This window comes from Shewanella sp. SM21 (assembly GCF_025654335.1).
Taxonomy (GTDB): domain Bacteria; phylum Pseudomonadota; class Gammaproteobacteria; order Enterobacterales; family Shewanellaceae; genus Shewanella; species Shewanella oncorhynchi.
Map to the genome: position 1 here is coordinate 82243 of NZ_JAKKRL010000006.1, position 16178 is coordinate 98420.

Annotated in this window: 12 protein-coding genes; 9 read left to right on the forward strand and 3 right to left on the reverse strand. The window is 43.2% G+C overall.

The window, feature by feature from the left end:
* Positions 1 to 113 precede the first annotated feature (113 nt).
* The 3 genes from L5L94_RS09360 (at position 114) to L5L94_RS09370 (ending at position 2707) form a co-directional block, all read left to right on the forward strand.
* Positions 114 to 1178 carry a 3-deoxy-7-phosphoheptulonate synthase gene (locus tag L5L94_RS09360; protein ID WP_028759724.1) on the forward strand — a complete coding sequence of 355 codons (1065 nt, stop codon included), beginning with the start codon at positions 114 to 116 and terminating at the stop codon, positions 1176 to 1178.
* A gap of 181 nt (positions 1179 to 1359) precedes the next feature.
* A complete protein-coding gene (locus tag L5L94_RS09365; protein WP_168825401.1) occupies positions 1360 to 1824 on the forward strand; it encodes an acyl-CoA thioesterase in 465 nt (154 codons plus the stop codon).
* Positions 1825 to 2044: 220 nt separating this feature from the next.
* Positions 2045 to 2707 (forward strand): response regulator transcription factor, encoded by a 663-nt coding sequence (locus L5L94_RS09370; RefSeq protein ID WP_028759722.1) that lies wholly within the window; start codon positions 2045 to 2047, stop codon positions 2705 to 2707.
* A gap of 63 nt (positions 2708 to 2770) precedes the next feature.
* Here L5L94_RS09370 and cysB read toward each other — a convergent pair whose 3' ends face one another.
* Entirely contained in the window at positions 2771 to 3754 is a 984-nt protein-coding gene (gene cysB, locus L5L94_RS09375) for an HTH-type transcriptional regulator CysB (protein WP_028759721.1), read from the reverse strand.
* Positions 3755 to 3982: 228 nt separating this feature from the next.
* On the opposite strand from cysB, the gene zomB reads away from it, so the two are divergent.
* Positions 3983 to 4762: a flagellar motor control protein ZomB gene (gene zomB / locus L5L94_RS09380; RefSeq protein WP_263162790.1), complete on the forward strand. Its 780-nt coding sequence runs from the start codon at positions 3983 to 3985 to the stop codon at positions 4760 to 4762.
* Between the two features lie 242 nt (positions 4763 to 5004).
* On the opposite strand, the gene topA is transcribed toward zomB, so the two are convergent.
* Positions 5005 to 7647: a type I DNA topoisomerase gene (topA, locus tag L5L94_RS09385; protein ID WP_105252683.1), complete on the reverse strand. Its 2643-nt coding sequence runs from the start codon at positions 7645 to 7647 to the stop codon at positions 5005 to 5007.
* Positions 7648 to 7977: 330 nt separating this feature from the next.
* Here topA and astB point away from each other — a divergent pair, with 330 nt between their 5' ends.
* Complete coding sequence (gene astB / locus L5L94_RS09390) at positions 7978 to 9312, forward strand: N-succinylarginine dihydrolase (protein WP_263162795.1); 1335 nt, start codon at positions 7978 to 7980, stop codon at positions 9310 to 9312.
* Positions 9313 to 9439: 127 nt separating this feature from the next.
* Here astB and L5L94_RS09395 read toward each other — a convergent pair whose 3' ends face one another.
* Positions 9440 to 11896 (reverse strand): hypothetical protein, encoded by a 2457-nt coding sequence (locus L5L94_RS09395; RefSeq protein ID WP_263162797.1) that lies wholly within the window; start codon positions 11894 to 11896, stop codon positions 9440 to 9442.
* A gap of 222 nt (positions 11897 to 12118) precedes the next feature.
* Between L5L94_RS09395 and L5L94_RS09400 the strand changes: the two genes are divergently transcribed.
* The 4 genes from L5L94_RS09400 (at position 12119) to L5L94_RS09415 (ending at position 16169) form a co-directional block, all read left to right on the forward strand.
* On the forward strand, positions 12119 to 13441 hold the full coding sequence (locus tag L5L94_RS09400) for a dicarboxylate/amino acid:cation symporter (protein WP_198572325.1): 1323 nt from the start codon (positions 12119 to 12121) through the stop codon (positions 13439 to 13441).
* Positions 13442 to 13612: 171 nt separating this feature from the next.
* The gene (locus tag L5L94_RS09405) at positions 13613 to 13972 is read left to right on the forward strand and encodes a hypothetical protein (protein WP_028759715.1); all 360 of its coding nucleotides are present in this window, start codon (positions 13613 to 13615) and stop codon (positions 13970 to 13972) included.
* A gap of 182 nt (positions 13973 to 14154) precedes the next feature.
* Positions 14155 to 14829, forward strand: a complete 675-nt coding sequence (locus tag L5L94_RS09410; RefSeq protein WP_028759714.1) for a response regulator — start codon at positions 14155 to 14157, stop codon at positions 14827 to 14829.
* Positions 14820 to 16169, forward strand: a complete 1350-nt coding sequence (locus L5L94_RS09415; RefSeq protein WP_028759713.1) for a sensor histidine kinase — start codon at positions 14820 to 14822, stop codon at positions 16167 to 16169. The genes L5L94_RS09410 and L5L94_RS09415 overlap by 10 nt, the downstream gene beginning before the upstream one ends.
* The last annotated feature ends 9 nt before the right edge of the window (positions 16170 to 16178 follow it).

The window sequence follows — 16178 nt, forward strand, 5'->3', positions numbered from 1 at the left end:
TTCATTGCACAGTTGCCGACAATTAACGCAATTGGCACTGTGCAACTCGGTTCGATTCGTTATAATCCGAGGCAATCTGGCGAAAAGCGCCGCACGCAAGCTCGGTATTTTGAATGACCATAAAAACAGACGAACTACGCACTTCCTTATTAGCAAAAGTCATCTCACCTGCGCAACTGGCATCTGAGTTCCCATTAACTCAAGATGCAGCCGATTATCTGGTTCAGCAACGTCGTGAAGTCGAAGCCATCATTATGGGTGAAGACCAACGTCTATTGGTGATCATAGGCCCATGCTCAATCCACGATACTAAAGCGGCATTAGATTATGCTCAACGCTTAGCCGCGTTACACCAAGAATTGAAAGATGACTTGTGTATCTTAATGCGCGTCTATTTCGAAAAACCCCGCACAATTGTCGGTTGGAAAGGATTAATTTCAGATCCCGATCTCGATGGCAGTTTCGAACCAAACAAAGGTTTACGCATTGCCCGCGAATTGCTGCAACAAATCACTGAATTAAAATTGCCTATCGCCACCGAATTTTTAGATATGGTGAACGGTCAGTATATAGCGGATCTCATCACTTGGGGTGCGATTGGTGCGCGCACCACGGAAAGCCAAGTCCACCGAGAAATGGCTTCAGCACTGTCCTGCCCTGTTGGTTTTAAAAATGGTACAGATGGGAACATCAATATTGCCGTTGATGCAGTGCGTGCCGCACAAGTGCCACATGTTTTCTATTCACCGGATAAAGATGGCGCTATGGCGGTCTATCGCACCCACGGCAACCCGTTTGGCCATATCATCCTACGTGGTGGCAAAAAACCTAATTATCACGCACAAGATATCGAAGAAGCGCGTCAACAGCTTGCATCTGTTGGGGTAACTCAACGTATGGTTATCGATTTCAGCCACGGAAACAGTGAGAAGAACCATCTCAAACAGCTGATGGTCGCCGATGAAATTATGACTCAAATGCGTGCTGGCAGCACTGCCATCGCAGGTATTATGGCTGAAAGCTTCTTACAAGAAGGTAATCAAAAAGTCGTTGAAGGCCAGCCACTCTGTTATGGCCAAAGTATCACCGACGCCTGCTTACATTGGGACGACTCTGAAATTCTGCTACGTAAGCTCGCAGCGGCTTCCCGCGAAAGAAAAGCACTGTTAACCAAATAAATCTGAAGTAAAATAAATCGTCCAATAAAAAACCGATCTCATTTCGGTTTTTTTTATTGGAAGCATGACATTATCCTCAGTCATATGCCTACTGCAGGTTAAAGCCTGTAGTTTTCTATCTTTAACCACCATAAATCTTTATAATTCGAGCTTATTTTGCTGCATTACCTTAGGTTGCTGTATGTCGCTTACCCCCATGTCCACAAACACCGAAAATACCTCACGAATCGAAGCCGCTGAAACACCTTTTCCTGACGCGATTCAAACTCGAATTGATTCCTCAGAAGCGCGTGTGATTAAAGCAGTATTTCCCTCAATCACCAACCATCACAATACGTTATTTGGTGGTGAAGCTTTAGCGTGGATGGATGAAACAGCCTTTATTGCGGCAACTCGTTTCTGCCGTAAAACCTTAGTCACAGTGAGTTCCGATAGAATTGATTTTAAAAAGCCTATCCCAGCTGGCACACTAGCAGAACTCATCGCTCGTGTGATCCATGTAGGTAATACGTCATTAAAAGTTGAAGTCAACATCTATGTCGAAGACATGTATCAAGACCATCGAGAGCATGCCATACGTGGTGTGTTCACCTTTGTTGCGGTTGACGAACAACGAAATCCTACAAAAGTGTGGACATATGGGTAGTTTTTAGACGATTTTAAAGTATAGGTTAGCCCGTACTTTCGGGCTTTCAATTGAAACCATACGGTCCATCTTTTTCCCCGTAAAACACCGACCAAAGTCTAACAACCAGAAACATATCAAAATTTTGTCCTTATTCCTGAATAAAGCAATAGGATCCTTGATTACTTTTCTGTTACATTGAGTTCAATCTTCACGCGCACCGAACATAATCATAAAAGCCATGAAGCTAGAAAACTTAAATATTATTATCGCAGACGATCATCCATTGTTCAGAAATGCACTACGTCAAGCGCTGACCAGCGCTTTCGAGCATGCACAGTGGTTTGAAGCCGACAGTGCTGACGCACTGCAATCTGTATTGGATGTTCGAAGCGTCGATTACGATCTTGTACTGTTAGATCTGCAGATGCCCGGGTCCCACGGCTATTCCACGCTTATCCACCTACGCTCACATTATCCTGAGTTACCCGTTGTGGTGATTTCAGCCCACGAGGATATCAATACCATTAGCCGTGCGATTCATTATGGCAGCAGTGGTTTTATCCCTAAATCAGCTTCAATGGAAACCCTAAAAGAGGCGCTAAGTGCGGTGTTATTCGGTGATATTTGGTTGCCTAAAGGCACTGAGATTATTGCTATCAATGACGATGCCATTGATAAAATGGCCAGCAAGTTATCCGATCTCACGCCGCAACAATATAAAGTGTTGCAGATGTTTGCCGAAGGGTTATTAAATAAACAAATAGCCTACGATCTTGGCGTGTCTGAGGCGACCATCAAGGCGCACGCGACTGCCATATTTAGAAAACTTGGCGTTCGCAACCGCACTCAAGCAGTTATTGCCCTTGCGCAACTCGAGATGGATAAAGTCGATTTATCTTAATCGCTAAACCCATAAAAATGCCACTTTTATTAGCGGCATTTTTATGTTTGTAAATCATCCAAGTTAACGCATTGGCAGATTTTTATCGGCAAACATTTCATCTATGAGCTGTTGATCCCGTAATGCTACGGCTTTCTCCACCACATCACGGGTTAAATGCGGCGCAAAGTGCTGAATAAAATCATACATATAACTGCGCAAGAAACTGCCCTTCCTAAAACCAATTTTAGTCGTACTGTGGGCAAACAAATGGCCAGCATCAATAGCGACTAAATCTTTATCAACATTTGGATCAATTGCCATAGACGCGATGACGCCCACGCCTAATCCTAAACGAACATAGGTTTTAAGCACATCGGCACTGGTCGCACTAAAGACGACACGCGGCTCTAAATTGGCCCGATTGAACGCTTTCTCAATTTCAGAAGCACGGTCAAAACCAAAGACATAGGTCACTAAGGGGAAACGCGCTAAATCTTCGATACTAATCAAGCTGCCTTGATTGCGGGTCGCAAGAGGATGGTCTTTGGGCACAACGATAGAGCGGTTCCAGTGGTAACAAGGCAACATGATCAGATCTGAATATAAATGCATTGCTTCGGTCGCAATGGCAAAATCTGCATCACCGCGAGCCGCCTGTTCGCTGATCTGAGACGGTGTCCCTTGGTGCATATGCAAGTTCACTTTAGGATAGCGATCAATAAACTGACGAATTATCGTCGGTAATGCATAGCGTGCCTGAGTATCTGTTGTGGAAATATTTAACTCACCTTGATCTGGCTTAGTATATTCTTCAGACACTTTTTTGATACTTTCAACTTTACCTAAAATATCATTGGCAATGCTGATCACTTGCAAACCCGCAGGTGTGACATGGGTTAAATGCTTACCGCTACGACCAAATATTTGGATCCCCAACTCATCTTCAAGCATACGAACTTGTTTACTGATCCCAGGTTGAGAGGTATACAAGTTTTCAGCTGTCGCCGATACATTGAGGTTATGTTTTACGACCTCAGCAATATACCTGAGTTGTTGCAGTTTCATCTTATTTCCTTGTCTCAAACACGCAAAATGCCATTAACAACTGAGCCCTCAAAGCACTCTCAGCTATAATCAATCGTTATAGTATATAGTAAAAATTAAAGCAAATAGGAATATAGAGCACAAGTCTACAGATTCATACGACAGAAATGATAACCTAGGCTAAGATAACTATGCTAGTTTATTGATTTATTGTAGCATTAGCTCAATTGGATAAATAATGGAACATCTATGTCATTCACCTTGGTTCTGATCCTCATCGGTGCGCTTTTACTGCTTGTTATCGGAATTAACGTATTACAGCAACAAAAAGAACGTGTAGAGGCTGAGCGTCGCATTGAATTTGCCCGTCAAAGAGCAATTATCGATGAAACTGAAACTGTGTTATCAAACACAGGAATGATGCCTTGTAGCACGAATATAGTGTTGGTTTTGTACCGGCGTGTACAAGATGCCTTGCTATCTGCAACAGCGATCAGTAATGGCCAACAACAGTCAGACTACCAACGCCGCTTAGCCGATATCAATAATCAAATTACAAGCTTACAGTCTGGACAACCTCAAACTCCTCCAATTGAGAATTTCAGACTACCCGATAATGACAAACAAATTTTAGCGCTTGTTCAAACCTTAAAAAAATTAAAGGCGATACTCAGAGCCGAGCATAATAAAGGTAAAGTCGATCCGAGCATTTTTGCTCAAGAAGAAAGCCGCATCGACAGTTTACAGCTCAGAATTAATGTCGATTCTATGCTTTCTCGTGCCCGCGCGGCCAGTTTTATGAAGCAATATGGCTCATCAAAACAAATGGTAACCAAAGCCCTATCAACATTACACGCCATTAAGGCACAAACGCCTAATGATCCCTTCATTGGGCGTAAAGTCGATGAGGCTAAACAATTACTTGATGAAATTATGGGGGCACAGAAACAATCTGAGCCCAGTGCGCCTAGACCTAAAAATGAAGAAGATGATATCGATATGCTGTTTCAACCTAAAAAGAAATGGTGATCAGTCTCTATTTGCTTACCGTTAAGTTGAATTAGCGACACATTTGCCACTCATGCTACCGCGTCATTGTGAGTCAGTTTGTATCTGTAAGTGTAAAGTACTCAGTAAGTGTAAAGTACTCAACATGTTTGAATTATTATCTATAGCAACAAATTGATATCGAAAATGCAAACAAAAAGCCAAGTCATATCTGACTTGGCTTTTTTGTTGTTCTCTTAGCGTTAAGCTAGCTTAATCCGTCGCTATGCGCCTTTCTTGGCCTTCTTGGTAGATTCACTCACCCACTTCCCATTGACGTAATGCGCAGACCAACCCGTGGCTTTGCCATCGACTTCAGTCGCAACGTATTGCTCTTTCGTCTTACGGCTAAACTTCACCGCAGCCTTATTGCCTTCATCATCAGTGACTGGCGCATCCGCTAAATACTGATACTTAGGCCATAGCAGCTCACGGTATTGAACCAGTTCCTCAACCAAAGGCGCACGGGTTTCACGTGATTTAGGAAAAGTACTAGCCGCTAAGAAGATACCCGCCGCACCATCACGTAATACGAAATGGGCATCCGATTTACTGCATTTCAGTTCAGGTAAATAAATAGGATCTTCTTTTGGCGGCGCCGCCTCACCATTTTTCAGTAATTTACGGGTATTCTTACACTCCTCATTGGTACAGCCAAAATACTTACCAAAACGACCATTTTTCAGTTCCATATCGTGACCACAGCGATCACACTCAATCAGTGGACCTTCATAGCCTTTGATCTTGAATTGGCCTTCTTCGACTTCATAACCTTCACAGATTGGATTGTTACCGCAGACGTGTAACTTACGCTTCTCATCGATCAGGTAACTGTCCATTGCCGTGCCGCAAATACTACAACGGTGCTTCGCACGCAGTGCATCTGTTTCGGCATCTTCACTGTTTTCGCTAATCGCCTCAACGCCAGGCGTGAGGTTCATCGTCGTCTTACAGCGTTCTTTAGGGGGCAATTCATAACCAGAGCAACCAAGGAAAACGCCAGTCGTTCCCGTGCGGATACCCATAGGACGACCACAGGTTGGGCACTTGATATCCGTCATCACCATTTGGTTAAGACGCATGCCACCTTCTTCAGGATCCAGCTCCGCTTTTTCTAATTGCTTAGTAAAGTCAGCATAGAAACCATCGAGTACTTTTTTCCAGTCTAACTCGCCCCGAGCCACATCATCTAATGTTTGCTCCATGCTGGCGGTAAAGTCATAGCTCATCAAATCAGCAAAACTGCTCACCAATCGTTCGCTGACAATTTCACCCATTTTTTCGGCATAGAAACGACGATTTTCTACTTTTACATAACCACGATCTTGAATCGTTGAAATGATGGTTGCGTAGGTTGATGGGCGGCCAATACCGCGTTTTTCTAATTCTTTTACTAAAGAAGCTTCGCTGTATCGTGCTGGAGGCTTAGTAAAATGTTGTTTAGGCTGCAATTCTTTTAATGCTAATACATCGCCCTGAGCCACGAATGGTAACGTATTGTCTTCTTCGTTTTTCTTCTTAAGTGCTGTTTGTACGCGAGTCCAACCATCAAAACGTAAGGTACGTCCCGTGGCTTTGAGCTCATAATCACCCGCTTTTACGGTCAACTTAGTGGCATCATATTGTGCAGGTGTCATTTGACATGAGACAAACTGGCGCCAAATAAGCTCATATAAGCGCTGAGCGTCACGTTCCATGTCAGATAAGGTCGCTGCTTGCACTTGAACGTTTGATGGGCGAATCGCTTCGTGAGCTTCTTGTGCGCCTTCTTTTGATCCGTATCGAATCGGTTCGGCGGGTAGATACTTATCACCAAATTCTTTGGCAATCATATCGCGCAAGTTTTCAACGGCTTCTTGACTCAAATTGGTCGAGTCAGTACGCATATAAGTGATATGACCGGCTTCGTAAAGTCGCTGAGCCATCATCATGGTCTTCTTCACACCAAAACCTAAGCGTGTACTCGCGGCCTGTTGCAATGTCGACGTAATAAAGGGAGCAGATGGTTTACTTTGAGTCGCTTTATCTTCGCGGGCCAGCACAGTAAAACTTGCCGCAGATAACGCTTGAACCGCAGCCATCGCTTGCTGTTCATTGATAGGATTAAAAGCAGCATCTAGATGCTTAACCACTTCCATCCGCAAAGCTTCTTGAGCGGGCGTATTGAGTTCTGCGTGTACATCCCAAAATTCTTCAGGCACAAAGGCTTTGATTTCGCTTTCGCGTTCGACCACTAAACGCACGGCAACCGACTGCACTCGCCCAGCGGATAAACCGCGAGCAACTTTTTTCCACAGCAGAGGCGACACCATAAAACCGACAACTCTATCTAAGAAGCGGCGGGCTTGTTGGGCATTCACCATGTTAGTGTCGAGTGTCGACGGTTTACTAAAAGCATCTTGAATCGCAGACTTAGTAATTTCGTTGAAAACAACACGTTGATACCGTGAAGGATCACCACCAATCACCTCTTGCAAATGCCAGGCGATAGCTTCTCCCTCACGGTCTAAGTCGGTTGCGAGATAGATTTGGTCAGCAGAATCGGCAAGTGCCTGTAACTCTTTAACGACTTTTTCTTTACCCGGCAAAATTTGGTACTTAGCCGCCCAGCCCTTTTCAGGGTTTACGCCCATACGAGACACTAGCGCTTGCTGATCTTTCACCTTTTTATATTGAGCTTTTTCTTCTGGCGACATCTTCTTAACTTCGGCAGCGGATTTAACCTTTTCATTGCCTTCTGAAGTCGATGATGTCGGCAGATCACGGATGTGACCTACGCTCGATTTAACGATGAATTCTTTGCCAAGATATTTATTAATAGTCTTAGCTTTGGCCGGTGATTCGACAATAACTAGCGATTTACCCATAGTTTAATTTGCGCCAAAAAATCTCAAGAAGGTGGAAATTGGCACCATATATAGAGGGTTGTACTGATAGTTTCAAGTTAATCCCTCTTTTATATGTACCAGCGAGTCACTTTTTAATCAAAGTTGAAAAAATGTAAAAATATAATATGCGTAATTAAAAACTAATATTTCATTATTAGCCAGCAAGCAAGAAATAGTTATGCATTTATCGTGAAAAAGTCGCTTTGAGCACAAAACCGTCCGCTTGTGCACTCGAAAAGCTTCAGTATACTGGGTTCCCTCAGGGACCATATGAACAAATAATAACTTTCCCTATCACAAGGATAAGCAATGAAGCACTTTGAAGCGAATTTTGATGGACTCGTTGGACCAACACACAATTACGCAGGGTTGTCTTTTGGCAATGTCGCCTCACTTAGCAATGCCGCCTTAGTTTCCAACCCCAAAGCTGCTGCAAAACAAGGACTCCAAAAAGCCAAAGCACTAGCCGATATGGGCATGGTTCAAGGAATATTAGCTCCTCAAGAGCGCCCAGACCTCTATACATTGCGCCGAATTGGATTTTCTGGCTCTGATGCTAATGTATTAAAACAAGCGGCAAAAGAAGCGCCCATATTACTTAATGCCTGTTGCAGTGCTTCCAGTATGTGGACAGCCAATGCCGCTACAGTCTCACCAAGTGCAGATACACGTGACGGCAAACTGCATTTTACCCCAGCAAATTTAGTCGATAAACTTCATCGCAGCATCGAACCTTTGACAACGGGGCGCATATTAACAGCAACTTTCAGTGATCCCCACTATTTTCATCACCATAGTCACTTACCTGAGCATAATAGCTTCGGTGATGAAGGTGCCGCAAACCACACTCGTCTCTGCAATGAATACGGCCATGCTGGTGTTGAGCTGTTTGTTTATGGACAAGAAGCCACCAATCCCAACGCACCTAAACCGCAAAAATATCCAGCAAGACAAACCTTAGAAGCGTCGATGGCAGTCGCACGCTTACATCAGCTGGAAGACGATAATTGTGTCTTCATCCAACAGAATCCTGATGTGATTGATCAAGGTGTATTCCATAACGATGTTATCGCAGTAGGTAATCAAAATGTCCTGTTCTACCACGAACAAGCCTTCTTAAATACCAAGAATAAGATCGATGAAATTAAACGTAAACTCGACACTGAGCTGTATTTCATTGAAGTGCCAACTGCGAAAGTAGCAATTAACGACGCAGTCAAAAGCTATTTATTCAATACTCAAATTATTACGTTGCCATCCGGTGAAATGGCGATTATTGCCCCAACAGATTGCCAAGAAAATCCCGCGGTATTTGCCTATTTGAACGAATTACTCACGTTAAACACGCCGATTAAGCAAGTGCTTTATTTCGACGTAAAACAAAGCATGCAAAACGGTGGCGGCCCTGCCTGTCTTCGTTTACGTGTCGCCATGAATGAAGTGGAAGTCGCAGCGGTAAATCAACACACTCTGATGAATGATGCTTTATTTACTCGTTTAAATCTTTGGGTAAACAAACATTACCGTGACAGATTAACCACCCAAGATCTTGCAGACCCTCAGCTAATCATCGAATCTCGAACAGCTCTAGATGAACTGACACAGATCATGAAACTAGGTAGCGTGTATCAGTTCCAGCGTTAATGAATAAATATAATTCTAAAGACTAAACACTAAAAAGCGCACAATTAAGTGCGCTTTTTATTTATATTGTGACCCGTCCTAAATAGCGTTGACACTGGCTAATATTTTTACTTCATACACATCATGGCTAGTGAATAACAACTGGGATCGTTGCAATCTGCGTCAAAACACCTTTTTTAGTCAGTGCTTCAATCACTAATGATCCTGCATCTGGTTGGTCAGCACCTTTTATAAGAACGCTATACTTTCCTGCCCCGTTATCATTTGAAGATGCGACAGTGAAAGAGCCTTTACTTGCTAAGCTACCAGCTGAGGGGGTAAACGTAATAACTGTTCCTGAAGGTAATGGCTGATTATGTAAATCACCAATAATGATAGTAACTCCCCCAGTTGATTTACCTATGATATCAATTGTATTGTTATCGTTGAGGCCATCACATACATCAGCTTTAGTTTTATCATCTACACAACTATCCGTAATAAGAGGAATTGAAGCCATCGCATCACTACCAGACATAACCAAAACTAATGAAGCACGTACATTCAGCGAAGTGCTACCCGCTGCACAGCCTGCATGTTTACTGCCATTAGCATCTAATTGGCACAAACTACCATTGTATAAACCATCTGCTTGGTCATAAACGCCATTACTATTAAAATCAGTAAACACTTCAGCATCCCCTCCCTCTTCACCACCTGCTACACTTGGGTTAAAAATACGGTCTTCATTATGGTCGACAAACGCTTCACTTAAGTCATACGGATTACCCGATACATCCTTTTTACTTAAAAAATTAGCTACTTCAGATCCGTCAAAACGTCCATTACTATTAGTATCGGGGAAAGATTCTTCACCGATAGCCGTCGCTAAAATCGTCACGCGCCCGCCATAAGGTTGACCCAATTCCGCATCTAACGAAGGTTCTTTACCTTGCATGGCTAACGTATCACCAGTAGGGCGAGGATTTTGACTTGTCCATTTAACCGAACAAGCACCATTAACTGTCTGACACGAAGACACTATCACACCGCCCTCTGTGGTAAAGGAAACCGCTGTGCCATCGGGTACAGGGTTGTTGAATGCATCAGCCAATCGTGCCGTCACATCAACCTCAATGCCATCGTAATCCCACCCTTCAGGGCTTAGGTTTGATGCCGATAAAGAAAAGCTATCTTGGTCAGGTAAACCTGTCGAAATAACTAATTGATTCGATTGACTCGATATTGCTGGCGTACTGCCAGCAACCACTGCAGTAACCCTTACACTTGTTGATACTGAGCCCGAATTAACTACCGTTTGAACAACTCCCTGACCATTTGTAGTAGCAAACTCAGGATCAAGAGTGATATTGCCAACTTCAGTATTGAGCGAAAAATTCACACGTTGATTACTAACCGGAATACCATTTTTATCCATTACTTTAAATTTCACGGTTGAGGCTTCTGCCCCACCAGTTCCCTTAAGCCTAATGACTTCAGGTACTGCCTCTAGGAAAAAGATACTGCCGACACTTGCAGGTAAGACATTTACCGTCGCCTTGGCGGTTAGAGATTTTCCACCAACATTTGCGCTTATATTTATAGTATCGTCCCCCACACAACCTTTTGCTAAGTAGGTGCTGGTTGCAATACCATTAACCGCGACTACAGGCGTGCTTAATTCGGCTTCAGCATTCGCCTTCAAAGCACAAACAGAGGTAAATTGTACTTCAACTGGATCTGCAAATGGATTTCCAGCGTCATCCTGAATAGCTACAGAGACACTTGAAGTCCCACCCGCTGAAACAACCGAAGGCTCAACAGATGCAACACCATTTTGAAATGGAGAACCACTCCCCATAAATACATTAGTCGCACCGATACTAAACACTAGTGGTTCCGATTTTTCTCCCGTTAGTAACGTTGCTGTCGCACTACCTGCACCTGGCTGGGTACCTGCTAAAATTTGAACATAAGCAACACCTTGTTCTGTAACAGCGGTATCAATGGGTAATTCACCGCGCGTACTGGAAAATTGCACAATTGTTTGCTTGGAAATTCCTGTAACATTAGCAATAAGATAACCAGGTGAAAGAGATGTTATTGTTGATATAGGTGTTTTTGACTCAAGATCACTCACCATTACTAAAGCCACCTGTGCACCTCCAGTTGATGCACCACCATCACCTTTGGTATTGAAAGAAATATCGGCAGTAGCTGTGCTTCCACTTGCAGGTGTGTAAGTGGCGGTAATTTTACCTGAACCTAATTTGTTTCCAGGTAAGACATTAATAAACACTTTACCATCTGCATTAGTGACACCACTATCTGGAGTTAGAGCTCCTTGTCCATCTATACTGAAGACTATTCGCGCACCAGCAAGAGCACTCGCATTCTTAGTTAAAGTCGCATTCAACTTTCCAGGGATAGCATTCGAAATATCTGTTATTGCCTGTCCATCTGAATTAACTAATTCTAATTTAACAACAAATTTATCAGATGGCGGAGTACCGGAACCATCATCAGAGATACTGCCTCCACCACCACATGCTAATAATAAAAGCGAACACAATCCTGCGAGAAAAACCTTATACGCTGACTTCATTGTCAGGCTCCCTGTTACTCTGATGATAATACCTAAGCGAGACGCTTATTACTTATAGGCTAACATTACACAATTTTCACGAAACTTTCCCATAACTATCTTATTTTATTTCGCAAATCTGATAAATACTTTAACATTAATTGTCATTTCATCTTCACGATTTTCTTGCTAGTCTTGTGAGCGCCAAAAAATAGAATGTATAAAAAACACACAGGACTCTCTATGGCAATTTCTATAAAAAATAAACTCGGCCTTACAAGTAAAATTCTGATCGGTATGGGAACAGGTATTGCTTTAGGCCTCATTCTCCGCAATGCCTTTCCAGAAAGCGATATAGTAAAAGATTATATTACTGAAGGTTTCTTGCATGTTATCGGTACCATCTTCATCTCCAGCTTAAAAATGTTAGTCGTTCCTTTAGTCTTTATTTCATTAGTTTGCGGAACTTGCTCACTGAGTGAACCTTCAAAATTAGGCCGCTTAGGGGGGAAAACCCTCGCCTTCTATTTATTCACAACCGCCATTGCCTTAGTGATTGCGATTGTCAGCGCAGTCCTTATACATCCTGGAAACGCCTCACTGGCGTCAGAAAAAATGGAGTACGTCGCAAAAGAAGCCCCAAGTCTCGCTGATGTGCTGATAAACATAGTGCCCACTAATCCGATGCAGGCATTGAGCGAAGGTAATATGCTGCAAATTATTATTTTTGCGGTCATTTTTGGCTTTGCTATTGCCCATATTGGTGAGCGCGGCAAACGTATTGCGGCGTTGTTTGAAGATTTAAATGAAGTCATCATGCGTGTCGTGACACTGATCATGCAACTCGCGCCCTATGGTGTATTTGCGCTGATGGCAAAACTTGCATTAACACTCGGTTTAGAGACCTTTGGTAGTGTGGTTAAATATTTCTTCGTGGTCTTAGGTGTATTACTGATCCATGCGTTTGTTGTTTACCCTACACTTCTAAAACTTTTCTCAGGCCTCAATCCCTTAATATTTATTCGTAAAATGCGTGATGTGCAGTTGTTTGCTTTTTCAACCGCCAGTTCAAATGCCACTTTACCCATTACCATAGAAGCGTCTGAACATAGATTAGGTGTCGATAATAAAATCGCCGCTTTTACGCTACCGTTAGGCGCTACGATTAACATGGATGGCACAGCAATCATGCAAGGCGTTGCCACTGTGTTTATTGCGCAGGTTTTTGGCATTGAGCTCTCACTAACCGATTATGCCGTTGTCGTTGTGACTGCCACGTTAGCATCAATTGGTACAGCGGGCGTTCCAGGTGTCGGACTTATCATGCTGGCCATGGTCTTAAATCAAGTTGGCTTACCAGTGGAAGGGATTGCCCTGATTATCGGTGTCGATCGCTTACTCGACATGGTACGTACTGCTGTAAACGTCACAGGTGATTGCGTAGCAACTGTAATTATTGCTAAATCAGAGGGCGAATTTAACGAGCAAGTGTTTAACAACACTCAAGCGGGTAAAGTTGCTAGAAGTTTTGATGAGCAAGTTCATCATTTAGATAAATCGAACTAAACCTCACAAAGACCAAAATGACGCCCAGCTTCAGTGTTGGGCGTTTTTGTTTGAACGCAATACAGTTAACATGTCTATTGTTAGCAAAATGTGAACGCGCCAATGGTACGGAAGTTTGTTTTTAGATACATTATGTTTACTATTTTAATACGTTTAATGGGAGGGGTATAAATGTGGTGGAGAAGTCTTTGGATCCTGATTGCATGCTGGCTATTGAGTGCCCACTTCGTACGTTATGAACAAATTAACTTTGCCATTCCTTTTGCACTTGCGCCTTTAGTCTTATTTTTTAACTCAGTTTACTTACTTCGTTTATTACAAATTTTATTATTTATAAGTGTCTTTGCCGTCTGGGGCGTCACAACCATTGAAGCGGTACATCTGCGATTAGCGCAAGAAATGCCTTGGTTGAGATTGTCTTTTATCATGATGGCGGTGATGTTATTTACCTTAGGCGCGATTATGTGTGGCAACGGCATTTTGCGGATCAGAAAACAAAAATCGCCTTGGGGAAATTCCCCGATACGCTAACACGTTAACGGCAAAACCTTCTTATTCAACAATAAATTAGTACTTATTTTGACCACAAGTTCAACTCGGTCAGCAAAGGTTAAGTTCAACTAAGATATGCTGATCCTCTATTTGGTTATCAGTGTAATTTTACGTAGACTAGTTTGCTAAAGCTTAGCTCATACACTTTAAGGCATTATATTATGAGAATTTTGGTTGTTGAAGACGATCCTATTTTATCCCACCACTTAAAAGTGCAATTAAGCGATCTCGGCAATCAAGTTCAAGTGGCACTGACTGCCAAAGAAGGTTTTTATCAAGCCACTAATTATCCCATCGATGTCGCCATTGTCGATTTAGGGCTACCCGATCAAGATGGTATTAGCTTAATTCAACAACTCCGTGAAGCGGGTCTTAAAGCACCGATATTAATTCTCACGGCACGAGTTAATTGGCAGGATAAAGTTGAAGGCCTAAACGCCGGAGCCGATGACTACTTAGTGAAACCCTTTCAAAAAGAAGAGCTTGTCGCAAGGCTTGATGCCTTAGTGCGACGTAGCGCAGGTTTTGTTAAACCCGTGATTTGCAGTGGAGAATTGAAACTCGATCTCGCCGCCAAACAAGTCACTCTGGGTGACGAAGTCATGGAGGTCACTGCCTTTGAATATTTAATCCTCGAATATTTGATGCGCCATTGTCATGAGGTTGTCGCCAAGCAACGTTTACTCGATGTGATTTATGGTGATAAGGAAGGCGATCCCAATACGATTGAAGTCATGGTCAGCCGCCTGCGTAAAAAACTGACCCGCGATGGTATCGATAACCCCATAGTGACCATCCGCGGCCAAGGATATAAATTTAACCTGCCATGCAATTAAGATTAAAATTCAAGAAACGTCTGCTGACACGGATGTTTCTCACCTCGCTATCAATTATTACCTTAGTGGGTTTTGGTCTCGCATGGATGGTTAATATTCTGCATGCGCAAAATAGTTATAACGAAGAAACTGCCCAACTCATTGCCGAAATTCCCCAAGTCGCCGCCGAATTACGGGAGCACGATCTTATCCCCGATACCAGTGCTTGGTTAGAAGAAAATAATAAACAAGAGCGCTATGTAATAGCGAGTTGCGATGACAAATTTAAGCAGGTTTGGACCTCATCCCTCGCAGTAGATCGTGGCTTATTTGATACCTGTGAGCGTTTTAACGAAATCCGTAACGACTCCCCGCCCTACTACCTCACCATGGCTGACGACAGAGGTTATTTCGTCTATTTGCTCGCGGTAGAAATTGCCAGTGTGCATTACAACCTCCTCGTCATGAAAGATGCCGCCAAACTGGAGCAAGAATACAGTAAGTTCAGTAAACGTACTTATATTCGTTTAGCCATGGTATTGGCCTTAGCCTTAATTCTATTGGTCAGCGCCGCCTATTGGGGCATGCGTCCCTTGGTACGGATGCAAAATGAACTGCAATCAATTAACCAAGGTAAGAGTAAATCACTTTCTGAGGGCTATCCTGTTGAACTTGAAGGCGTAACGCAAGCACTCAACCAGATGTTGCAACAATCGAGTGCCCAACAACAGCGCTATCAAAATGCTATGAATGACTTGGCACACAGTCTTAAAACCCGCTTAGCCGCCGTGCATGCCATTACAGATGACGCCAGTTTGAGTAAACAATCGGCAAGCGAAAAGATCATGGAACAAGTCAGCCAGATGGATCAGCTGGTCAAATACCAATTAAAACGGGCCATGTTAGGCCGCCAAGGCCTGAAGCAAGAACAAACTGTTATTGCGCCATTAGTCGATCAATTAGCACAAATGTTGTTTAAAATTTATCGAGAAAAACAAGTGCAGTTCTCGGCCAACATATCCCCCTCTTTGATGTTCCCCGGCAACAAGGGTGACTTAATGGAGCTGTGTGGCAACCTTATGGAAAATGCTTTCCGCCTGTGTATCAGCCAAGTGCATGTATCGGCTAAAATTAACTCACAAGGTGAGTTTGAACTCATTGTTGAAGATGATGGCCCTGGTGTTGAAGAAAGCTTAAGACAGAAGATTATCCAACGTGGCGTGCGTGCCGATACTCAGTCTCCTGGGCAAGGGATCGGATTAGCTGTCTGTGATGAAATCGTTCACAGCTACGGTGGCAGCTTAAAAATTGAAGAAAGTCGCTTAGAAGGGGCGCTCTTTAGGATCCGTATCCCAGTGTAAGAAACTGAG